General features: G+C 66.0%; 24 protein-coding genes. 14 read left to right on the top strand and 10 right to left on the bottom strand.

All coding sequences use genetic code 11. From position 1 onward, the window contains the following. Positions 1-16: 16 nt before the first annotated feature. A complete protein-coding gene (locus L1892_RS17990; RefSeq protein WP_235725013.1) occupies positions 17-1570 on the top strand; it encodes a MinD/ParA family ATP-binding protein in 1554 nt (517 codons plus the stop codon). Between the two features lie 13 nt (positions 1571-1583). Here L1892_RS17990 and L1892_RS17985 read toward each other — a convergent pair whose 3' ends face one another. Further along, positions 1584-2264, bottom strand: a complete 681-nt coding sequence (locus L1892_RS17985) for a DedA family protein (protein ID WP_235725012.1) — start codon at positions 2262-2264, stop codon at positions 1584-1586. A 232-nt stretch (positions 2265-2496) separates the two neighbouring features. On the opposite strand from L1892_RS17985, the gene L1892_RS17980 reads away from it, so the two are divergent. Then, positions 2497-3597 carry an alpha/beta fold hydrolase gene (locus tag L1892_RS17980; RefSeq protein ID WP_372475199.1) on the top strand — a complete coding sequence of 367 codons (1101 nt, stop codon included), beginning with the start codon at positions 2497-2499 and terminating at the stop codon, positions 3595-3597. A 53-nt stretch (positions 3598-3650) separates the two neighbouring features. Beyond that, entirely contained in the window at positions 3651-4178 is a 528-nt protein-coding gene (locus tag L1892_RS24935; protein ID WP_235725011.1) for a TM2 domain-containing protein, read from the top strand. A gap of 62 nt (positions 4179-4240) precedes the next feature. Here L1892_RS24935 and truA read toward each other — a convergent pair whose 3' ends face one another. The 8 genes from truA to infA form a co-directional block, all read right to left on the bottom strand. After that, positions 4241-5068, bottom strand: a complete 828-nt coding sequence (truA, locus tag L1892_RS17970) for a tRNA pseudouridine(38-40) synthase TruA (RefSeq protein ID WP_235725044.1) — start codon at positions 5066-5068, stop codon at positions 4241-4243. Between the two features lie 66 nt (positions 5069-5134). Then, a complete protein-coding gene (gene rplQ, locus L1892_RS17965; protein ID WP_235725010.1) occupies positions 5135-5770 on the bottom strand; it encodes a 50S ribosomal protein L17 in 636 nt (211 codons plus the stop codon). A 59-nt stretch (positions 5771-5829) separates the two neighbouring features. Beyond that, entirely contained in the window at positions 5830-6882 is a 1053-nt protein-coding gene (locus tag L1892_RS17960; RefSeq protein ID WP_235725009.1) for a DNA-directed RNA polymerase subunit alpha, read from the bottom strand. An 80-nt stretch (positions 6883-6962) separates the two neighbouring features. Continuing rightward, positions 6963-7568 carry a 30S ribosomal protein S4 gene (gene rpsD, locus L1892_RS17955; RefSeq protein ID WP_235725008.1) on the bottom strand — a complete coding sequence of 202 codons (606 nt, stop codon included), beginning with the start codon at positions 7566-7568 and terminating at the stop codon, positions 6963-6965. 23 nt (positions 7569-7591) lie between these two features. Next, positions 7592-7999 carry a 30S ribosomal protein S11 gene (gene rpsK, locus L1892_RS17950; protein WP_160900678.1) on the bottom strand — a complete coding sequence of 136 codons (408 nt, stop codon included), beginning with the start codon at positions 7997-7999 and terminating at the stop codon, positions 7592-7594. Next, positions 7999-8367 carry a 30S ribosomal protein S13 gene (gene rpsM / locus L1892_RS17945; RefSeq protein WP_235725006.1) on the bottom strand — a complete coding sequence of 123 codons (369 nt, stop codon included), beginning with the start codon at positions 8365-8367 and terminating at the stop codon, positions 7999-8001. The genes rpsK and rpsM overlap by 1 nt, the downstream gene beginning before the upstream one ends. A gap of 218 nt (positions 8368-8585) precedes the next feature. Then, complete coding sequence (gene rpmJ, locus L1892_RS17940; RefSeq protein ID WP_040515091.1) at positions 8586-8699, bottom strand: 50S ribosomal protein L36; 114 nt, start codon at positions 8697-8699, stop codon at positions 8586-8588. Between the two features lie 77 nt (positions 8700-8776). Then, positions 8777-8998, bottom strand: coding sequence for a translation initiation factor IF-1 (infA, locus tag L1892_RS17935; RefSeq protein WP_005170487.1), 222 nt, complete (start codon positions 8996-8998; stop codon positions 8777-8779). A gap of 540 nt (positions 8999-9538) precedes the next feature. Here infA and L1892_RS17930 point away from each other — a divergent pair. The 11 genes from L1892_RS17930 to L1892_RS17880 all read left to right on the top strand — a co-directional run bounded on the left by L1892_RS17930 (position 9539) and on the right by L1892_RS17880 (position 19657). After that, positions 9539-10396 (top strand): ABC transporter permease, encoded by an 858-nt coding sequence (locus tag L1892_RS17930; RefSeq protein ID WP_235725005.1) that lies wholly within the window; start codon positions 9539-9541, stop codon positions 10394-10396. A gap of 4 nt (positions 10397-10400) precedes the next feature. After that, positions 10401-11453, top strand: coding sequence for an MlaD family protein (locus L1892_RS17925; protein ID WP_235725004.1), 1053 nt, complete (start codon positions 10401-10403; stop codon positions 11451-11453). Continuing rightward, positions 11450-12478, top strand: coding sequence for an MlaD family protein (locus L1892_RS17920; protein WP_235725002.1), 1029 nt, complete (start codon positions 11450-11452; stop codon positions 12476-12478). The genes L1892_RS17925 and L1892_RS17920 overlap by 4 nt, the downstream gene beginning before the upstream one ends. Next, positions 12475-13581 carry an MCE family protein gene (locus L1892_RS17915; RefSeq protein ID WP_235725000.1) on the top strand — a complete coding sequence of 369 codons (1107 nt, stop codon included), beginning with the start codon at positions 12475-12477 and terminating at the stop codon, positions 13579-13581. Before L1892_RS17920 ends, L1892_RS17915 begins: the two co-directional genes overlap by 4 nt. Beyond that, positions 13581-14696 carry an MlaD family protein gene (locus L1892_RS17910; RefSeq protein ID WP_235724999.1) on the top strand — a complete coding sequence of 372 codons (1116 nt, stop codon included), beginning with the start codon at positions 13581-13583 and terminating at the stop codon, positions 14694-14696. Before L1892_RS17915 ends, L1892_RS17910 begins: the two co-directional genes overlap by 1 nt. A 14-nt stretch (positions 14697-14710) precedes the next feature. Continuing rightward, a complete protein-coding gene (locus tag L1892_RS17905; RefSeq protein WP_235725043.1) occupies positions 14711-15742 on the top strand; it encodes an MlaD family protein in 1032 nt (343 codons plus the stop codon). Then, entirely contained in the window at positions 15739-16707 is a 969-nt protein-coding gene (locus L1892_RS17900; protein WP_235724998.1) for an MlaD family protein, read from the top strand. The genes L1892_RS17905 and L1892_RS17900 overlap by 4 nt, the downstream gene beginning before the upstream one ends. A gap of 39 nt (positions 16708-16746) precedes the next feature. Beyond that, positions 16747-17580, top strand: coding sequence for a hypothetical protein (locus tag L1892_RS17895; protein ID WP_235724997.1), 834 nt, complete (start codon positions 16747-16749; stop codon positions 17578-17580). A gap of 3 nt (positions 17581-17583) precedes the next feature. After that, positions 17584-18423: an ABC transporter permease gene (locus tag L1892_RS17890; RefSeq protein WP_372475197.1), complete on the top strand. Its 840-nt coding sequence runs from the start codon at positions 17584-17586 to the stop codon at positions 18421-18423. A 122-nt stretch (positions 18424-18545) separates the two neighbouring features. Further along, positions 18546-18932, top strand: coding sequence for a phage holin family protein (locus tag L1892_RS17885; protein WP_235724995.1), 387 nt, complete (start codon positions 18546-18548; stop codon positions 18930-18932). Continuing rightward, on the top strand, positions 18929-19657 hold the full coding sequence (locus L1892_RS17880) for an SIMPL domain-containing protein (protein ID WP_235724994.1): 729 nt from the start codon (positions 18929-18931) through the stop codon (positions 19655-19657). Before L1892_RS17885 ends, L1892_RS17880 begins: the two co-directional genes overlap by 4 nt. On the opposite strand, the gene L1892_RS17875 is transcribed toward L1892_RS17880, so the two are convergent. Then, positions 19638-20156: a flavodoxin domain-containing protein gene (locus tag L1892_RS17875; protein WP_235724993.1), complete on the bottom strand. Its 519-nt coding sequence runs from the start codon at positions 20154-20156 to the stop codon at positions 19638-19640. The two genes, L1892_RS17880 and L1892_RS17875, sit on opposite strands and share 20 nt — an antisense overlap. Positions 20157-20175 lie beyond the last annotated feature (19 nt).

Below are 20175 nucleotides of genomic sequence, written 5' to 3'. Positions count from 1 at the left end.
GGGGACCTTTTCTCACATGACGTACGACGACTCCGGAAGTTTGGACAATTCCGGTGTGCCGGCGCCCCCTCCATGGCTCCAGTTCGCCGAGCCGGAGCCGACCGAGGCGCCCGCACCGGCCCCGAGTCCCGAAAGCGCGCATCGTCAGCCCGATGTACCGCCGGACCGGCAGCACAACGGTACGGCTGCCGCCGCCGGCGCGCCTGGACACGGCGCCCCGTTGCCGCCGACCACGCCTCCTCCGCCTGGCACCACCCCGCCGAACGGAGCTGCGCAACCGCCCGGTGCGCCACCAGCCCAGCACACGCCTTCGGCCGGCCCGATGCCCGCGACCGACCCACCGGGCCCTCGCGGTCCCATGCCTACGGCCGGCCCGCCGCCGCCGTCCGGCCCACAGCCGCCGTCCGGCCTACAGCCTCCGCACGCGCCGCATTCCCCGAATTCCGCCGCCGCGCCGCAGGGCCCACCGAACTCCTTCGGTGCCCCGCCCTGGCCGGACGCGCCCGCACCCGTGGGTCCACCCCCACAGCCACCGGCCGGACCGCCGCCCGGTCAGCCGCCGATGAACCCGGGCGGACCGTACGGCGGCTACCCGATGGGACCGCCCGGATACGCCGACCCGCAGTCGGGCCCGGCGCTCGATGAGGTCGCCCTCATCCGCAAGGCCCGGCGACCACCGAGCCGAGGGTGGCGGCGCGCCGTGCACACCATCTCCGCCGGAACGATCAATCCGGGTGAGTCGTCGGCCGACGTCGAGTACAAGCGGCTGCTGGAACGCGTCAATCGGCCGGTCCGCGGCGACTACCGGATCGCTGTGCTGTCGCTGAAGGGCGGCGTCGGCAAGACCACCACCACCGTCGGCCTGGGTTCCACCTTCGCGTCGCTGCGCGGTGACCGGGTCATCGCCGTGGACGCCAATCCCGACCTCGGCACCCTGGCGCAACGCGTGCCCCAACAGACCCGCTCCACGGTGCGCGACCTGCTCGCCGATACCAACGTCTACCGGTACTCGGATGTGCGGGCGCATACATCTCAGTCGCCGAGCCGTCTCGAAGTACTCGCCTCCGAGCGGGACCCGGCGATGGCCGAGGCCTTCAGCGAAGAGGAATACCGCGGGGTGATGCGCATCCTGCAACGCTTCTACAACATCATCATCACCGACTGCGGCACCGGATTGAGCCACTCCGCGATGGGCGGGGTGCTCGACCTCGCCGACGCCATCATCCTGGTCAGCTCGCCGGCGATGGACGGCGCACGCAGTGCCGGGGCGACGCTCGACTGGCTGGCCGCCCACGGCTACGCCCATCTGGTGTCGCGCGCGGTGGTCGTGTTGAGTTCATCGCGCCCGGGCGCCTCGACGATCGACACCGATCAGCTGGGCCAGCACTTCCTGACCCGATGTCGAGCGGTGCACAAGGTCCCGTTCGACGATCATCTCTCCGAAGGCGCCGACGTGGATCTCGACCTGGTCAGTAAACAGACCCGACGCGCCTTCGCCGAACTCGCCGCCACGATCGCCGATGACTTCTCATCGGTGCCCACCGACCGCGACGAGCCGTTCTACCAGTAGCCGGTTGGCGGACCTACGACGTCGGTTTCTCGGCGGCGGGCTCGGGATCCGGCTCTTCTGGCACGGGTTCGGCAGCCCCGTCCTGCGACGTTCGGCGCCCGTTGCGCCAACGCCGCGCGAGATGCAGGGCGGTCGGCACCACCACGGTGAGCACCGAGGCGATGATGAAGACGTCGAGGTGGTCGCGGATGATCGAAACCTGACCGAGGAAGTATCCGAGCGTGATGATGCCCGCCGCCCACGCGAAACTGCCGAGAACGCTGAACAGTGTGAAGATCCGGTACGACATCCCGGTGAACCCGGCCACCAGCGGCGTCAGGGTGCGCACGATCCCGATGAACCGGGCGAAGAACACCGTCAGCGCACCGAACCGTTCGAAGTACCGGTGTGTCTTGGCGAGCGGTTCGGGACCCACCAACCGCATCAGCCGGCTCTCCACGACACTGGAGCCCAGCCGTCGGCCGATGGCGTAACCGACCTGGTCACCGATGATGGCTGCGGCGGGCACGGCGATGCACAACAACCACAGCGGCGCGAACGGATCCGGTTGCGCGGCAAACACGCCGGCGGTGAACAGCACCGAGTCGCCCGGGAACACGAACCCGATCAGCAACCCGGTCTCGACGAAGACCAGCAGACACAACCCGATCAGGCCGCCCGTGGCGAGGAAGGTGTCGACGTCGAACGGATTCATCACCTCAAGCCTAATGACGTGGGCGAGAGCCCGGCCGCGTGCGGCGCCGCAGCGGCGCCGCCCCCCAGCGTCGACGGACGAAGTTAACTCGATGCAACATGCCGGGCGAAATGTGCCAAACTGCGGTTTACTCATGGGTAAGCACGCCGACGAACGCCGCCGGGCCGACCGGTTCCGCGTACTCGCACGGCGCCCGCAGCCATCACGCAGATGTGATCACCAAGGAGTCACCGTGTCCGGAGCCACACCCCCGCCGGCGGCGGGGTCTCGGAGCCGAACCCACGGCCGCAACGGCAAGAGCCACGCCCTGCGGCCGGTAACCGATACCGAGATCCGCATCGAGTATCACACCATCCACGGGTACCGGCGGGCCTACCGCATCGCCGGCAGCGGACCGGCGCTGCTGCTCATCCACGGCATCGGCGACAACTCGTCGACCTGGGACTCGGTGATCCCCACGCTCGCCCAGCATTACACCGTCATCGCGCCGGACCTCCTCGGCCACGGACGGTCGGAGAAGCCCCGCGCCGACTATTCGGTGCCGGCGTTCGCCAACGGCATGCGCGATCTCCTTGTGGTGCTCGGCATCTCGAAGGTCACGGTGGTCGGCCACTCCCTCGGCGGAGGCGTCGCCATGCAATTCTGCTACCAGTTCCCACGTTTCGTGGAGCGTCTGGTCCTGGTTGCGGCCGGCGGCGTCACGCGGGAGGTCAATCCCGCACTTCGGCTGGTGTCGATGCCGATTGCGCACGAGATCCTCACCCTGCTGCGGGTGCCCGGAGTGGTTCCCTCGTTGCGACTGGCCGCCCGCACCCTGGCCGCGGCACCGCACATCCCCGGTATGCCGGCCGCCGCATCTCCGCGGCGTCTGCTCAACGACCACGAGGACCTGGTGCGCGTGCTGGGTGACCTCGCCGACGCCACCGCGTCGTCTGCGTTCCTGCGCACGCTGCGCGCAGTGGTCGACTGGCGTGGTCAGGTCGTGACCATGCTGGACCGGTGCTATCTCACCGAACGTCTTCCGGTGTTGTTGATCTGGGGCGACGAGGACACCGTCATCCCCTACCACCACGCCCGGCTGGCACATGCCGCGATTCCGCATTCGGAGTTCGAGACCTTCACCGGTTGTGGACACTTCCCATTCCATGCCGATCCGGACCGCTTCACGAAAACCATCATCGACTTCATCGACCGCAACGAGGCCGTAGTGTTCGATCCGGCGAACTGGCGTCATCTGATGTCCGAGGGCCAGCGACTCGGCGAGTTCGCCGGTGACGAGGAGACGGTGGAGGCGGTGCTCGAGGCGATCGAGGACGAACGCAGCGCCACCTGAACGACCACTACATCCGCGCCCGACCACGCCAATGCCCGTGCGATGATGTGACGGTGAGCCACCCGGGACAGCCGCCGAACGACCCGTACCACGATCCGTACGGATACCCCTCCGGTGATCCGCACGGACAGTACGGCTTTCCGCCGGCCGGCGGACAGCCACCGTCGGCGCCCCACAGCGCGCCCGGAGCGGGGCACCAGCCCTGGGGGCCGGCTCCGGTGAATCCGTATCCGCCGAATCCGTACCTGCCGAATCCCTACGGTTTCGCCCCGATGGGCGGTGACCCGTACGCACCGTACGGTCGCGATCCGATGTCGGGACTGCCGTACTCGGGGAAGTCGAAGGTGGTCGCCGGGTTACTGCAGATCTTCTTCGGCACCCTCGGGGTCGGCCGCTTCTACATCGGCGACAACCAGACCGGCGGCATCCAACTCGGGCTCACGCTGGTCGGCTTCGTGACCCTGTTCTTCTTCATCGGGTTCTTCCTGATCCTCGCGGTGAGTCTGTGGGCACTGGTCGACGGGATCATCATGCTCACCGGCGGCGTGACCGACACGCACGGATATCCGCTACGACCGTGACCGTGTCCCGCCGCCGTACCCGAAACCGCCGCTGACTCCGACCGGGCCCGTCCCGACCACGATCAGCCGCCGCAGCAACCGTCGGCGGTGCGGATGTCGCGGGTGACCTCGTTGCGTGCGGCGAGGTCATCGTCGGCGGGGTAGTCGACGCCGACCAGACACAGTCCGCGCGCTTGCGCCACCGGAATCGCGCTGTTGCGGGTCCGCTCGGTCAATAGTCCGCGACACCAGTCGATATCGCGTCGTCCGTCGCCGACGCTGGCGACAGCCCCGACCAGCGAGCGCACCATCGACCAACAGAATGCGTCGGCGCTGACCCGCGCCACCAGCACCCCGTCGGCGTCGGCGGTCCAGTCGAAACGCTGCAAATCACGGATGGTGGTGGCGCCCTCGCGACGACGGCAGAACGCCGCGAAGTCGTTGAGCCCGAGCAGGGTGGAGGCGGCCGCGTTCATGGCCGCGAGGTCGATCGGACGACGCCAGTGCGCGGTGGTGCGGGCCATGATCGGTTCCGCACCCCAGACCGCGTCGGTGAGCCGATACACGTAATGGCGTCGGAGCGCGGAGAACCGCGCGTCGAAATCCCTGTTCACCCGCTCGACGACACGGACACGGACATCATCGGGCAGCATCTTGGCCAGTCTGCCCGTCAACCGCGACGGGTCGCCGGCAATCGAGCGGGTGCCCAGCGTGGCCTCCGGCACGTCGGTGTGTGCGACCTGTCCGGTCGCGTGTACGCCGGCGTCGGTACGACCGGCGACGGTCAATCGCACCGGCACACGCAGGATGGTGCCAAGCGTTTCCTCGAGCACACCGCAGACGGTCCGTTGACCAACCTGCGATGCCCACCCGGCGAAATCGGTCCCGTCGTAGGAGATGTCGAGGCGCAGACGGCAGAGCCCGCCGTCACCGGATGTGGTGACGGCGGGCTCTGCGCGCTCTGCTGAGTTCAGCGACTACTTCTTGTCGCCATCGACGTCCGCGCCCGCTGCCTCGGCATCGGGAGCGGTCGCCGCGGAGGACTCGTCGTCCACGGCCTCGGCCACGGCCTCGGCGTTCTCGACGGCCGCGTCGTCGGCGTCGGCCTCGACGGCCTCGACCGGGTTCTCGGCGTCGGTGACGTCGGCGACGTCGCCTTCGGTCGCGACGACCTCTTCGGTCTCGCTGAGCTTCTCCTCGGCGGCCTTCTTGGAGGCGGCGACGCGGGTCGCGCGGCTGGCCTCGCTCGACGCGGTCGACTCACGCACCAACTCGATCACAGCCATCGGGGCGTTGTCGCCCTTGCGCGGCAGCGTCTTGATGATGCGGGTGTAGCCGCCCGGACGATCCGCGAAGAACGGACCGATCTCGGCGAACAGCGTGTGCACGACATCCTTGTCCCGGATGTCCTTCATCACCTCACGCCGATTGGCCAGCGAGCCGGCCTTGGCGTGGGTGATCAGCTTCTCGGCGTACGGACGCAGCCGCTTCGCCTTCGCTTCGGTGGTGGTGATCCGGCCATGCTCGAAGAGCGAGGTGGCGAGGTTCGCCAACATCGCCTTCTGGTGGCTGGCCGACCCGCCGAGGCGGGCACCCTTGGTGGGCTTGGGCATTTCTCTTCTCCTCGAAGAAACTCACGATCTCTCGACCGGAAGGGTTTGGGGCGAGCGCCTTACAGCTGCTCGGTTTCAGCGAAATCCTCACCGGAGTCGGCATCGAACGATGCGTCATCGGTCCACGTACCGGTTGCCGGGTCGTAGCCGGCGACCTGCGACGGGTCGAAGCTGGCCGGGCTGTCCTTGAGCGACAGACCCAGCGCGTGCAGCTTGACCTTGACCTCGTCGATCGACTTCTGGCCGAAGTTGCGGATGTCGAGCAGATCCGACTCGGTCCGGGCCACCAGCTCGCCGACGGTGTGCACACCCTCGCGCTTGAGGCAGTTGTAGGACCGCACGGTCAGCTCGAGATCCTCGATCGGCAGGCTGAACGACGCGATGTGGTCGGCCTCGGCCGGCGACGGCCCGATCTCGATGCCCTCCGCCTCGACGTTGAGCTCCCGGGCGAGCCCGAACAGCTCGACCAGGGTCTTGCCCGCCGAAGCGAGCGCGTCGCGAGCGGTGATCGAGTTCTTGGTCTCCACATCGAGCACGAGCCGATCGAAGTCGGTGCGCTGCTCGACACGGGTGGCCTCGACCTTGTACGTCACCTTGAGCACCGGCGAGTAGATCGAGTCGACCGGAATCCGGCCGATCTCGGCACCCGACGCCTTGTTCTGCACGGCCGGCACATAGCCGCGGCCCCGCTCGACGACGAGCTCGATCTCGAGCTTGCCCTTGTCGTTCAGGGTGGCGATGTGCAGGTCAGGGTTGTGCACGGTGACACCGGCCGGAGGCACGATGTCGGCGCCGGTGACGGTGCCCGGACCCTGCTTGCGCACGTACATGGTGACCGGCTCGTCCTCTTCGGAGCTGACCACGAGGCCCTTGAGGTTCAGGATGATGTCGGTGACATCTTCCTTCACACCCGGGACGGTGGTGAACTCGTGCAGGACACCGTCGATGCGGATGCTGGTGATCGCAGCTCCGGGGATCGACGAGAGCAGGGTACGACGCAGCGAGTTGCCGAGGGTGTAGCCGAATCCCGGCTCGAGCGGCTCGATGACGAACTTCGAGCGGTTCTCGGCGATGATCTCCTCGGTCAGAGTGGGTCGCTGTGAGATGAGCATTTCTGTGTTCTCTCCTTTGGCCTACCGCTATTTGAAGGCCTCGAGGGTGAAACCGAACAGCCAGGTGGCTGCTGGCTTGACTACTTGCTGTAGAACTCGACGATGAGCTGCTCGGTGAGCGGCACGTCGATCTGAGCGCGCTCGGGCACCTGGTGCACGAGAATGCGCAGCGTCGACGGAACCACCTGCAGCCACCCCGGAACCGGACGGTCGCCCTGGATCTCCTTGGCGATCTGGAACGGGACGGTCTGCAGCGACTTCGGCCGGACGTCGATGATGTCGTACTGGCTGACCCGGTAGCTGGGCACGTCCACGCGCACACCGTTGACGGTGAAGTGACCGTGGGTAACCATCTGGCGGGCCTGACGACGGGTCCGGGCCAGGCCGGCGCGGTACACGACGTTGTCGAGGCGGGTCTCGAGCAGCTTCAGCAGCTCGTCACCGGTCTTGCCGGTACGACGGTTGGCCTCTTCGTAGTAGCGACGGAACTGCTTCTCCATCACTCCGTAGGTGAATCGGGCCTTCTGCTTCTCCTGCAGCTGGAGCAGGTACTCGCTCTCCTTGATCCGCGAGCGGCCATGCTGGCCGGGCGGGTAGGGGCGACGCTCGAACGCCTGGTCTCCGCCGATGAGATCGACGCGCAGACGACGGGACTTCTTGGTTGCGGGGCCGGTATAACGAGCCATGTTTTCTCTTCCTCCCTTTCCCGCTAGACCCGACGCCGCTTGGGCGGACGGCAACCGTTGTGTGGCTGCGGGGTGACATCGGAAATGGTGCCGACCTCGAGACCGGCTGCCTGCAGGGAACGGATGGCGGTCTCGCGACCCGAACCCGGTCCCTTGACGAACACGTCGACCTTCTTGACGCCATGCTCCTGGGCCTTGCGCGCAGCATTCTCCGCGGCGAGCTGAGCAGCGAACGGGGTGCTCTTGCGCGAGCCCTTGAAGCCGACATGACCCGAGGACGCCCAGCTGATGACGGCGCCGTTGGGCTCGGTGATCGACACGATGGTGTTGTTGAACGTCGACTTGATGTGTGCGTGGCCGTGCGGGACGTTCTTCTTATCGCGACGGCGGGTGCCCTTCTTGGGGCCTGCGCTACGTGACTTGGGTGGCATTACTTCTTCTTCCCGGCGATGGTCTTCTTCGGGCCCTTACGAGTACGGGCATTGGTCTTGGTGCGCTGTCCGCGGACGGGCAGGCCACGACGGTGACGCAGACCCTGGTAGCAGCCGATCTCGATCTTGCGACGGATGTCGGCCTGCACCTCGCGACGCAGGTCACCTTCGACCTTCACCGAGTTCTCGATGTATTCACGCAGCTTTGCGACATCGGCGTCGGTGAGATCCTTCGCCCGGAGGTCGGCAGAGAGCCCGGTCCCCTCGAGGATCTCCTTGGAGGTGGTACGACCAACTCCGTAGATGTAGGTCAGTGCGATCTCCAGCCGCTTCTCGCGGGGGAGATCCACACCAGCAACACGTGCCATGTGGCGTTTCCTTTACTTCTCAGAGGTCTGCTCCCAGTCCGTCCCCGACTCTTCGTGTGGTGATTGATGCTGCGGGGCCCCGGCCTCTGAACCGGGGGTGGGCGCCGACCCGTATGTCGACACTGGTGCTGGGAGGGCTTCACAAAGAATGTTCAGCTCTTCGATGCATATTCAGTTGTGGTCGGTAACTCTCAAGCGACCCCGAGGGGTGCCGATGATCAGCCCTGACGCTGCTTGTGACGCAGGTTGTCGCAGATCACCATGACCCGCCCGTTACGGCGGATCACCTTGCACTTCTCGCAGATCGGCTTGACGCTCGGCTGAACCTTCACGTCCGCTTCTCCTTGACTTGTCCGGGCACGACCCAGCCGCACCCGATCCTGTCCTCTCCCGGAAACCCGGGGAAGTCCTACTTGTACCGATAAACGATGCGCCCACGACCGAGGTCGTAGGGCGAGAGTTCCACGACGACCCGGTCCTCGGGCAGGATGCGGATGTAGTGCTGCCGCATCTTGCCGCTGATGTGGGCAAGAACCTTGTGCCCGTTCTCCAACTCAATGCGAAACATCGCATTGGGCAGGGGTTCGATCACTCGACCCTCGACCTCGATGGCCCCGTCTTTTTTCGCCATGTCCTCCGCGATCCTGGCTCCTGGTCGGCGGAGATCGCCCATGCGATCCCATGACACGAAGCCCGGTTGAAACCGTGTTTATCCGTTAGTGTGTGGACACCGATCGTCGCCGACCGGCCCCATCGGTGCTGACACCCGCCGGAACCGCCTCGCCGGCCCGTGGGCTCGAAGACATGCGGATACCGGCATGCGAAGCACACCGACGTTCAATGTTACGCGAACTGGCAGTTCAGACCAAACCGCCAGGAGTTGAGACAACCGCGCACTCCCCGCGCTGCCGCGCACGTCGCGACATGCGCGGCACCGTGACAGATGCGCGGTTGTGACGAGTCGCGCCGACACAGCGGCAATACAGCGGCATTACAGCGCCAATGAGGTGTGCGGCCCCACAGCGCGAATTCGGTGTGATGTGGGACACTTGACCACATATATGATACATATGACTTGAAACACGCCACCAGCTGTTGGCTGATGGACGCACACGCGCTCGGTTCGTCGTCGCACACGACTCGGGGGAACGAAGGATTTCGGGGGAAATTCATGAACGCGCCATCGACGTACGCTCCGCCGTGGGCCAAACCGGTGGCCAGGGCGGTCCATGGCGCGGACACGTCCCTGGCCTACGTGGGCCAGTTCCTCACCTTCGTCTACTACACGATCCGCTACATACCCACCACCTTCGTCCACTACCCGCGGCAAACCGTCCGCGCCGTGACCGACCTCGCGTGGGGTCGTGGCGCGGTGATCGTCGGAGGTGGCACAGCCCTGGTCATGGCCGCTCTGGGCATCGCGGCCGGCGCGACCGTAGCGGTGATCGCCCACAGCACCCTCGACCTCGTGGGACTCGGCGCGGTCTCCGGCGCCGCATCGTCGTTCGCGATCACCCGCGAGTTCGCGCCGATCCTCGCCGCGGTGGCCTTCGCGATCCAGGCCGGATGCCGCATCACCGCCGAGGTCGGTTCCATGCGGATCAGCGAGGAGATCGACGCGCTCGAGGTCATCGGCGTGCATGCGATGGCCTTCGTTGTCACCACGCGCGTCATCGCGGGCGTCCTCACCACCATCCCGACCTTCCTCGTCGCACTGGTCGCCAGCTACCTGAGTAGTTCATTGGTCGTCGGGTTCCGCGATGAGTCCGTGGGAGCCTACGAACACTATTTCGACCAGTTCCTGAACTTTCCGGACCTCGTGTTCGCGACGATCAAATGCGTCGTCTTCGTGGTGGCCGTGACCCTCATCCACTCCTATAAGGGCTTCTTCGCCAGTGGCGGCCCGGAAGGTGTCGGGGTCGCCTCCGGTCGGGCCATCCGCGCCAGCCTGGTGTCGATCATGATCCTCGATCTGATCCTCACCGTGGCGTTCTGGGGTATCAACTCTCCGTTCAGTTTCCGAGGCTGATCCGATGGCCGAATTCCGTATTCCCGGGATGTCCGCCGACACGGCGACCTACCGACGACGCGCACTCGCCTTCCTGGCCGCCTCCGTGGTGTTCGTCGGCGCTGTCGTGGTGATCGATCGGGCGATCCCGAGCGACTCGATCCGGATCACCATGTCCACGTCATCGGTGGCCGGTGGTATCCAGCGCGGTGCGTCGGTGGTCCTCAACGGCTCACAGGTCGGCCGGGTGGCTGACGTGACCACGCCGGCACCGGACACCTACGAGATCGCGCTCGATCTCGACACCGAGCGGATGGGCGCGTCTACCGACATACTCACCGACACAGCGATGGTCAGCTACGCGCCGGAGAATCTCTTCGGTATCGCCGCCGTGGTGCTCTACGGACAGCCCGGAGGCGCCCCGTTGCACGACGGGTCGAGCTTCTCCCCACCGGAACCCGAGGACGCAACCCTCACCACGCTGCTCCACAACCTGAGCGACCTGCAGAACGAGGCGTTCGATCCGTACGTCGGCGGCGTCCTGGACATCGCCAACCAGGCCACCGGCGGTTTGCTGCCCCTATTCGGGGCCATCGGCCAGATCGCCAGCGACATCGCCGACACCCAGGTGGTGACCCCCGCCGAGACCCTCCCGCAGTACACGCATCTGATCGGACAGGTGCGTGGCGCCGTCGACGACCTGTTGCCGCCGATCAAACAGATCATGGACTGGCAGGCGCCGCGTGCACCCGGATACCTCGAGGCCTCCGAGAAGGGCCTCTCGGCCACCGCCGGTCCGTTTGTCGACGACCTCACCCGCCTCCTCGGTCCGGATGCGCTCGGGATGACCGCGCCGCTGATGCCGGTGCTCACCGAGATCATCGGTCGGGTCCAGCAGACCTTCCCGGACAGCCGACGCAACGGTATCCAGATCGCCACCCTGATCGAACGTTTACGCAGGTCGCTGCCCGACACCCCCGACGGCCCGGTCCTCAACGTGGACGTCGTGCTCAGGTCGACGCCGGGTCTGGCGGCAGCGTTGCAACTGCCCACCGGTGGATCGGCGGGCCCCCGATGACCAGCTTCCGTCGCGCCCTGGTGTACCTGATCGTCTTCGCGGTGATGACCGTTGCCGGGGGCTTGTTCATCAACAATGCGATCGACCGTCCGGTGTCGAACGTGACCCGCACCTACACCGCCGACTTCACCAATGCCGCCGGCCTCAAGGCGGGCAACGACGTGCGGGTGCGCGGTGCACGGATAGGCAAGGTCACGGCCATCGAGGTGCACCACGCTCCCGGCGACGCGACGAGTGTCGCTCGGGTCGAGTTCGAGCTGTCGGGCGATGCCCGGGTTCATGCCAACAGCACCCTGGCCATCCGCTACCTCAACCTGACGGGCATCCGTTACGTGGACCTGCAGGACCCGGAGCAGCCCGGCGACCCGGTTGGACAGGACGAGATCATCGGCACTGCCTCGACGACGCCGTCGTTCGACGTCACGACGGTATTCCACGGTCTCGCACCGGTGTTCGCGACGATGAGCCCGGAAGACATCAACCACTTCTCGGAGAGCCTGTTGGCCGTGGTGGAGGGCGACGGCTCGAGTTTCAGCGAATTCGTGAGTTCGCTGACATCCATGATGCGGCTGGTCGACAACCGGTCCGAGGTGATCAACACACTCGTCGACAACCTCGCCGAGCTGTCCGGCGCGGTCGACGGTCGCGCCGAGTACATCGATCCGATCATCGGCTACATCTCGCGTTTCGGCACCGTGCTCGCCGAATGGACCCCCGATCTGGAGGATCTCGCCAACCACACGGGCGACCTGCTGGTACAGGCCGACTACCTCCTGGCCGCGCTCGGCGTGCAGCCCAACCGCACCCCCGACGCCGACTTCCTGTTCAACCAGATCAAGCCGATCGGTGAGGCCGCCATCGGACTGCTCTCGCTGTCGCCCGGCATCCTGCAGTCGATCAACTCGGTGCTGCCGGCGACCGACGCGGCACAGGTCGATCGAACATGCTCGGCCGGCGCGGCCGAGATACCTGCCGACGTGAAGCTGTTTCTGCGTGGAAGCCAGGTGACCTTGTGCAAACGATGAACTACGACACCCTCCGCGAGGACGGCACGTCCATGCCCAAGCTGTCGGGCCTCGGTTCGGCGATCCGCGGACTGTGGGACCGGGGCATCGGTCTGGTGAACCGCATGACCGACCACAAGCCGATGTCCAATCGAGGTCGCCGCCGCTCCGAACTGCGGTGGGGCATCGCCGGTGTGGCCGTCACCCTCGTCGCCGCGCTGATCGCGATGGGTGTCTATTGGCTGAGCCCGGGCCATTACCGGGTCGTCGCACAGTTCGACGAGGCCGGACAGATGCGAGTCGGCAACAGCGTCCGGGTCGCCGGTGTGCCGGTCGGCACGGTCAAGAGCATCGAGCTCGCAGATGACCACGTCGACGTCGAGATGGCCGTGCGGTGGGGTACATACCTCGGCGACCAGACCCGTGCCGACGTCAAGATGCTCACCATCGTCGGCGGCTCCTTCGTCGACCTGACGACCGCGGGCGACCGACCACTGGGTGACGAGCCGATTCCGGCTGCGCGCACCACGGTGCCCTACAGCCTGATGCAGACCTTCCAGACAATCCAGCCCAAGCTGGCGAAGATCGATGCCAACCCGCTGCGCACGACCATGGCCGACTTCGATGAGGCGCTGACCGCCAACCCCGGCGCGCTGCGCACGAACATCGGCGTGATCAGCTCGATGCTCGACAACCTGCAGCAGCACCAGGATCAGTTCGGCTCGATGCTGCGATTGGCGGCCGACTACGCCGAGCAGATCAACGCCAACGGCGACGTGATCACCCAGATGGCCCGCAACCTCAGCAGCTTCATCTCCGAGTACGCCGTGTTCGCACCACGTCTGAACGTGGTGCTCGAACACACCGGTCTGCTGCTGCAACGACTGCGCGGTCTCGCCCTGCTCTATGACGACGACATCCAACCCTTGATCGATCAGCTCGACGCGATCGGCCGCGACTTCGGACCGGCGCTCCAGCGCTACACGCCGTTGATCGAGCAGGGCCGCGACCTGATCAAGCGGCTGGAAGGCATGGTGGCGCCGGACGGTTCCATCGTGATCGACCAGAGCAACCTGGTCCTGTCGTCGGACTACTGCGTACCGATGGTGGGGGTGGCGTGCTGATGCTGGTGAAGATCCTCGGTTCGAAGTGGCTGATCTCCGGTATCTCGATCACGGTGGTGGTCGCGACACTGGCGGGCCTCTACGTCGTCGGCTCCGGACTTACCGGCAAGCAGCAGTACTGCGCGGAGTTCGACGACGCCATCGGGCTGTTTCCCGGCAACCACGTCACCCAGCGCGGTGTCACCGTCGGCACCATCACGTCGGTGGAGCCCGGTCCCGGCACCGCGATAGTGCGGTTCACCGCCGACGGTGCACAGCGACTCCCAGCCGAGGTCAAGGCGGCGACGGTCGCGCCGTCGGTAATCGCCGTCCGGCAACTCGCTCTCATCGGTGACGACACCGACGGCGACACGCTGAGCCCGGACACGTGCATACCGCGCCTGTCGACCAATACGCCGGTGTCGATCTCGGAGTCGCTGGAGAGTATCTCGGTCGTCGCGAAACAACTCACCACCGCGGGCGGGCCCGATCAGCTGAAGAACGTGCTCGGATTCGTCGGCAATCTCGACGACGAACTCGCCGGCACCGGACCCGAGCTCAACGCGTTGATCAAGAAGCTCGCGATGCCCGCGAACAGTCCGATCGACGGCGCGCTCGTGGACACCGCACGCATCGTCGACAGCGTGAGCGCCATGTCCACCGGCCTCGCCGGCAACTGGGACTTCCTCGAGAAGTTCATCACCGAGATCACCGGGGTGATCCAACCTCTGGTCCTGCCGACGGTCGGCAACGTCGTCCGCATCATCGCGGCCGTCCCGGAGACGATCAACCTGCTGACCAACGTCATCTCACACTACGGTCACTTCGTCTGGCCCGCGCTCGACGTCGTGGTGCCGGTCGCGCGCGTGATCGGCGCCGGCATGCGGAACTTCGGCGACATCCTCGGCATCGTCCCGGTCCTCATCAAGGCCTTCGACATCTCCTTCGATCAGAAGTCGTTGGGCCTGCGCATCCGGTACACACCGCCGACCACCCGCATCCCCGCCAAGAATCCAGAGCTGACATGCGCGAACATCAACCGCCTCGTCCCGGGCCAGTGCACCGTCACCGATCCCGACGGGATGCAGGTCGACGCCATCACGATGGCCCTGATGATGACCGGGGCCAAACCATGAGAATCGTGCCACGTATGCCGCGTCGGACCACCACACTCCGACTGATCGCGACGCTGATGGCGGGCTGGTTGGTCACGGGGTGTTCGGCCTACACCCACTTCACCCCGGAGGAACTGCCCACACCCCAGTCCGTGCGCACCGGCTGGATGATGAACGTGGAGGTCCCGACCGCCGTCAACCTGCCGCTGCGTTCGCGGGTCGTGGTCAACGGCATCGCGTCCGGTGTGGTGTCCGCTATCGAGCCCGCGACCGGTCACACGGTCGTCCGACTGCTGGTCGATGAGTCGCAGGCGATCTCGGCGCAGGCCACGTTGGAACTCAAGCAGGACACCCTTCTCGGTGACACCTACGTCTCGATCACCAACCCGCCCGACGCCATCAGCTCGGCTCTGCCCCCCGGGGGCACGCTCCCCCAGTCCCAGGTCCAGCGGCCGGTCCAGATCGAACAGCTGATGGCGAGCCTGTCGAACTTCCTCGGCAGCGGCGACCTCATGCAGCTGGGAAGTACCTTCACCACGGTCAACAACCAGTTCCCGCAGGACCCCGCCGAGGTCCGCAAGATCCAGGCCGTGCTGACCGACACCGTGAACACCTGGGCCGACAGCACACAGGACATCACCTCGATCCTGCGCAACGTCACGGCGCTCACCGAGCGGCTCAAGAGTATGAAGGGCACCCTGCAGTTCGCTCTGAGCCCCGAAGGTGCCGGCCAGTTCCGCGCCATGAGCGACACCACCTACCTGGTGGTCGTCCTGGCCCGGCTGTCGCGGGCACTCGGTCCCGCGATGCCACTGGTGCCGGTGCTCACGGGTCTGACACGACTGATCAACACAGTCGTCAAGCCCATCCTCATCCCGGGATGGCCCGGTTCCGACGTGTCCAATGCGGAACTGCTCGTCGACGTCCTCAACGACAAGCTGGTGCCGTATTTCAAGAACGCCCCGGGGCTGAACATCCGGTCCATGGCAATCGAGAACAACGTTTCCGACCGGGAGATCGCCGGCCAGCTCACCAACGTCTTCCGCATGTTGGGAATGACCCGATGAATCCACAGACCATCCGAGAACTGATCCTCAACATCGTTGCGTTCGTCGTCGTGCTGATCTTCGGCGGCGGCTATCTGGCGACACAGGCGTACGACTGGCGGCCGTTCGAGCAGCCGAAGACCGTCCAGATGAGCGTGGCGAACACCGGGCTCATCCTGTCCGGAACCGGCGTGTTCGCGAGCGGGGTACGCATCGGTGATGTCCGTGAGGTCCAACTCGCCCGGCAGGGGGCGACGCTGATCCTCGACTACGACAGCGACCAAGAGATTCCTGTCGACTCCACCGTCGAGATCGGTCTGCAGTCGGCTCTGGGCGAGCCGTACATCAATTTCACCTCGGGCACCTACGCCGGTCCGGCACTGCCCGACGGAGCGGTCATCTCGGCCGAGCAGATCGACGAACCCGAGTCGATCCCCGGGATCTTCGATGAAATCTCGACGATGTCGACCGCAATCGCCGCCGGCCCCATGGCTGGCGTGCTGAAGACGGTCTCGGAGGCACTCGACGGAACCGAGCCGTCGCTGGGCCGCATCAGTGACGGCACCCGGCTGGTAGCGGCCCTGTTGCTGTCGCGGTCCGAACAGCTGCGCAGCATGTTCTCCAACACCCAGATCTACACGGCAAATCTCGGGTGGATCGTCGATACCCTCCCACAGTTCTCCCGCGGACTCGATCAGGTGGTCACCGAATTCCAGGGCGCACTGCACGCGACCGCCCACCTGGTCAACAGCACCGATCTGCACGATTCGATCATGAACACGCTGCACCCGTTCTTCGAGCAATTCAACCCCTACCTGGAGAAGACGATTCCCCCGGTGATGGATGCCGTCGGCCCACTGATGCCGATCGTGACCGCACTCAACCAGACCCTGCCGCAGATCAACATGAGCGAACTGCTGGCACGTGCGCTGGAACTGTTCGGTGCCGGCGACGGCATGCGACTGGTGATCACCCAGCCGAACTGAGACATCGAGACATACCCGCGTAGCAGAAGGAGATCGGCTGTGGCCGAGAACAACACGTCCACCGAGGACAAGCACGACGACGCCGACGCCGATCGCATCGAGCCGGCGGACAGCGAGGCGTCCGAGACCACGACAGGCGACACCGTCGAGAACACCGGCACCGTAGAAAAGGCCGGCACCGAAGAGAAAGTCCACACCGACGGCCCCACCCCCGCCGGCCCGAAGCCGAGTGCCGAGCACGCGCCGGCACGTGCCGGTAAAGCCAAACGCCAGCTGTCCATCTCGCTCGGCACGCTCGGCATCTCACTGCTCATCGTGGCGCTCGTCGCCGCCCTCGGGACGTTCATCTACCGGGACGTGTCCGCACGCAACGACCTCGACGCCATGACGTCGGAGGCCGCGGATTCGGCGAAGGCCGAAGATGTCGCCGCTCGCTACGCCGTGGCCGCCGCCACCCTGGACTACCAGGATCTGACCCCCTGGATCGCAGCGATGAAGGACGGCGTGAGCCCGGAACTGCAGAGGAAATACGACGTCATCGGACAGGCCATGGAGCAGATCATCACACCACTGCGGATGCAGACCACGGCCGAACTGGTACTGGCCAAGACCCAGGAGGTCAACGGCGACATGTTCCGCGTCGACGCCGTCGTCGACGTCGACACCAAGAGCGTGCAAACCCCCGACGGCGGCAGTGCCGTCGCGGTGTACACCGTGACGCTGGACCGATCGCAGGACTGGCTGATCACCGAGGTCGGCGATCCGACCGGCGCGATCCCCGGCGGATTGGGTGAGGCAGCACCGGATTCGGGCGCACAGGATTCGGGCGCACAGGAATCGGCTCCCGCCCCGTCGCCGGCACCTGGGGGCTGAGCGATGACGATGAGCCGAGCCTCACGCAGCCCCGCCCTCGACGCCTTCTCCGCCAATTTCTCCGACAACGCGCTCGGCCCGGTGCGGACACTCGGCCGCACATTCCGGCTGTCGATCGTCGCGATGCTCCAGATGGCGCTCGACCTCGTCCGCGGTCAGCTCAAGGTCCGCGAGGCCGTGGTCATGGCCTGGTATCTGGTGAGTGTCACCGCGTTGCCGGCCTTCCTGATGGCCATCCCGTTCGGCGTGATCGTGACCATCCAGATCGGCAACATCATCAACCAGCTGGGTGCTCAGTCGCTATTGGGCGCCGCATCCGGATTCGCCGTCATCCAGCAGGCCGCACCGCTGGCCGCCGGGATTCTGCTCGGCGGGGCAGGTGCCTCGGCGATTGCCGCCGACCTCGGCGCGCGCACGGTCCGCGAGGAAATCGACGCCATGCGCACCATGGGTGTCGACCCCATCCAACGGCTGGTGGTACCCCGGGTGATCGCCGCCGCGGTGGTGGCACCGCTCCTGGCGATCTTCATCGTGGTGGTCGGTGTTCTCGCCGCCTTTTATCTCGCAGTCACCATGCAGGGTGTCGGGCCCGGCAGCTACTGGCAGTCGTTCGGCTCCTTCGCCTCACAGCGCGACATGCTGCTCGCGATGGTCAAGGCGTCCATCTTCGGGGTGATCATCGCGGTCATCGGTTGTCAGCGCGGGCTCGAGGCGAAGGGCGGGCCACGCGGCGTGGCCGACGGTGTCAACGCCACGGTGGTGGTCTCGACGGTGGCGATCATCGGAGTGAACTTCGTCATCACGTTGATCTACACGGTCTTCTTCCCGCTGCAGATCGGCTGAACCACCGGATGTTTGACCGTCCATGCCATCCGCGCACCTGCCATGCATCCGCGCTTGTCGAGACATGCGCGGATGCGTGGCAACCGCGCGGATGATGTGGCCGGCCTGGCACACTGTCTGCCATGTCCGCCTTCTTGATTCGTTCGGCGTTCACCGGGTTCGCCCTGTGGATCGCGACCCTGATCGTGCCGGGCCTGGACTTCGTCGGGGGTTCGACGGGTTGGCAACAGTTCGGCATCGTCGTGGTCGTGGCGTTGATCTTCGGTGTCGTCAACGCCTTCATCAAACCGATCGTGCAGATTCTGTCGATCCCGCTCTACATCCTGACGCTCGGCCTCATCCATGTGGTGATCAACGCATTCATGCTGGAGATCACCGCCTGGATCACCCGCAACACCACCCACTGGGGTCTCGAGGTCGACAGTTTCTTCTGGTCGGCGATCTTCGGGGCGATCGTGATCTCGATCGTCGGATGGATGCTCGGGCTGTTGATGAAGGAGTCGGTGTGAATCGGCCGCGCCCGGTGCGGGCCGCCGCGGCCGTCGTCGGGGTCGTCGCGCTGCTGTTCCTCACGGCGTGCGGCGATGGTGGTGGCAGCGGCGGCGACCCGCGGACGGTGACTGTCAACGGCAGCGGTGAGGTGACCGGTGTGCCCGACACATTGCGCGCCGACATCGGTGTCGAGGCAACCGGCCCCGACGTCTCGAGCGCGCTCAACGAGTCGAGTTCACAGGTCCGCAAGGTCACCGACGCTGTGGTCGAGGCCGGGGTCGAACGCAACGACATCCAGACCCAACAGGTGAATCTGTCTCCGCGCTACACCAACCCCGCGCCGGGCACCTCGGGCGAGATCACCGGCTATCAGGCGACCAACACCATCCGGGTCACCATTCGCGACATCGGAACGGCTTCGGATGTCCTCGCCGCGGCAGCCACCGCCGGCGGCGACAACACCCGAATCAGCAACGTCGCCTTCGCCATCGACGACGACTCGGAACTGATGAAACAGGCGCGCGAAGCGGCCTTCGACGATGCGCGCGCCCGTGCCGAGCAGTACGCGTCGCTGGCCGGCGACTCGCTGGGTAAAGTCCAGACGATCACCGAATCGACCAGCGGTCAGCAGCAACCGACCTCGGTGCAACGTGATTCGGCCGTGGCGGCTGCTCCGGTCCCGATCGAACCGGGCGAGCAGACCCTCACCTTCTCGGTGACGGTCACCTACGCGTTGAGCTGAGTTCGTCGGCGATCTCGTCGGCCCACTGCCGGATGGCGTCCCAGTCCCGCGCGTCCCGGTAGGCCTGCGGGGTGTTGCGGGCGACGGATTTCTCCATGAAGCCGCGCGGGTCGTCGGGGACCTTGCCCGCGAACACCATGTGTCCGCGCATCCCGGCCGCCTCGGCGAGTTCGAGGACTTTGTGCGGTTCGAGCCACCGCGAGTCGTCGTCGAGTTGTTCGGCGGCATGCTCACCGGTCGGTCCGGAACTGAAGATCCACAGCGGCATGGTGGCCAGAACGTCGTGGTTGTGGGCCAGGAAGTCGCGAGCGTGTTTGCGCCAACGACCCGTGTACACCGCACTGCCCAGGATCACTGCCTGATACCCCGCACAACCGGCCTGCGCCGCCTCGACGCAGTCGACGTCGAGGCCACGGGTGCGCAGTTCGGCGGCGATCGCCTCGGCGATCTCGGCGGTCGGGTGATGCTTGCTGGCATATGCCACGAGAACCTTCGACATGTGACCATCGTCACCCTGC

Source organism: Gordonia tangerina, assembly GCF_021556435.1.
Classification (GTDB): domain Bacteria; phylum Actinomycetota; class Actinomycetes; order Mycobacteriales; family Mycobacteriaceae; genus Gordonia; species Gordonia tangerina.
The sequence above is the reverse complement of the archived record's forward strand: the minus strand, read 5'-3'. Positions and strand labels throughout refer to the sequence as shown.

Excerpts from the sequence above, each read along its gene's own strand:
- L1892_RS17990 (WP_235725013.1), top strand. The coding sequence starts at position 17 with ATGACGTACGACGACTCCGGAAGTTTGGACAATTCCGGTGTGCCGGCG.
- L1892_RS17985 (WP_235725012.1), bottom strand. The coding sequence starts at position 2,264 with ATGAATCCGTTCGACGTCGACACCTTCCTCGCCACGGGCGGCCTGATC.
- rplQ (WP_235725010.1), bottom strand. The coding sequence starts at position 5,770 with ATGCCCAAGCCCACCAAGGGTGCCCGCCTCGGCGGGTCGGCCAGCCAC.
- L1892_RS17960 (WP_235725009.1), bottom strand. The coding sequence starts at position 6,882 with ATGCTCATCTCACAGCGACCCACTCTGACCGAGGAGATCATCGCCGAG.
- rpsD (WP_235725008.1), bottom strand. The coding sequence starts at position 7,568 with ATGGCTCGTTATACCGGCCCCGCAACCAAGAAGTCCCGTCGTCTGCGC.
- rpsK (WP_160900678.1), bottom strand. The coding sequence starts at position 7,999 with ATGCCACCCAAGTCACGTAGCGCAGGCCCCAAGAAGGGCACCCGCCGT.
- rpsM (WP_235725006.1), bottom strand. The coding sequence starts at position 8,367 with ATGGCACGTGTTGCTGGTGTGGATCTCCCCCGCGAGAAGCGGCTGGAG.
- infA (WP_005170487.1), bottom strand. The coding sequence starts at position 8,998 with ATGGCGAAAAAAGACGGGGCCATCGAGGTCGAGGGTCGAGTGATCGAA.
- L1892_RS17930 (WP_235725005.1), top strand. The coding sequence starts at position 9,539 with ATGAACGCGCCATCGACGTACGCTCCGCCGTGGGCCAAACCGGTGGCC.
- L1892_RS17925 (WP_235725004.1), top strand. The coding sequence starts at position 10,401 with ATGGCCGAATTCCGTATTCCCGGGATGTCCGCCGACACGGCGACCTAC.
- L1892_RS17920 (WP_235725002.1), top strand. The coding sequence starts at position 11,450 with ATGACCAGCTTCCGTCGCGCCCTGGTGTACCTGATCGTCTTCGCGGTG.
- L1892_RS17915 (WP_235725000.1), top strand. The coding sequence starts at position 12,475 with ATGAACTACGACACCCTCCGCGAGGACGGCACGTCCATGCCCAAGCTG.
- L1892_RS17910 (WP_235724999.1), top strand. The coding sequence starts at position 13,581 with ATGCTGGTGAAGATCCTCGGTTCGAAGTGGCTGATCTCCGGTATCTCG.
- L1892_RS17905 (WP_235725043.1), top strand. The coding sequence starts at position 14,711 with ATGCCGCGTCGGACCACCACACTCCGACTGATCGCGACGCTGATGGCG.
- L1892_RS17900 (WP_235724998.1), top strand. The coding sequence starts at position 15,739 with ATGAATCCACAGACCATCCGAGAACTGATCCTCAACATCGTTGCGTTC.
- L1892_RS17890 (WP_372475197.1), top strand. The coding sequence starts at position 17,584 with ATGACGATGAGCCGAGCCTCACGCAGCCCCGCCCTCGACGCCTTCTCC.
- L1892_RS17885 (WP_235724995.1), top strand. The coding sequence starts at position 18,546 with ATGTCCGCCTTCTTGATTCGTTCGGCGTTCACCGGGTTCGCCCTGTGG.
- L1892_RS17875 (WP_235724993.1), bottom strand. The coding sequence starts at position 20,156 with ATGTCGAAGGTTCTCGTGGCATATGCCAGCAAGCATCACCCGACCGCC.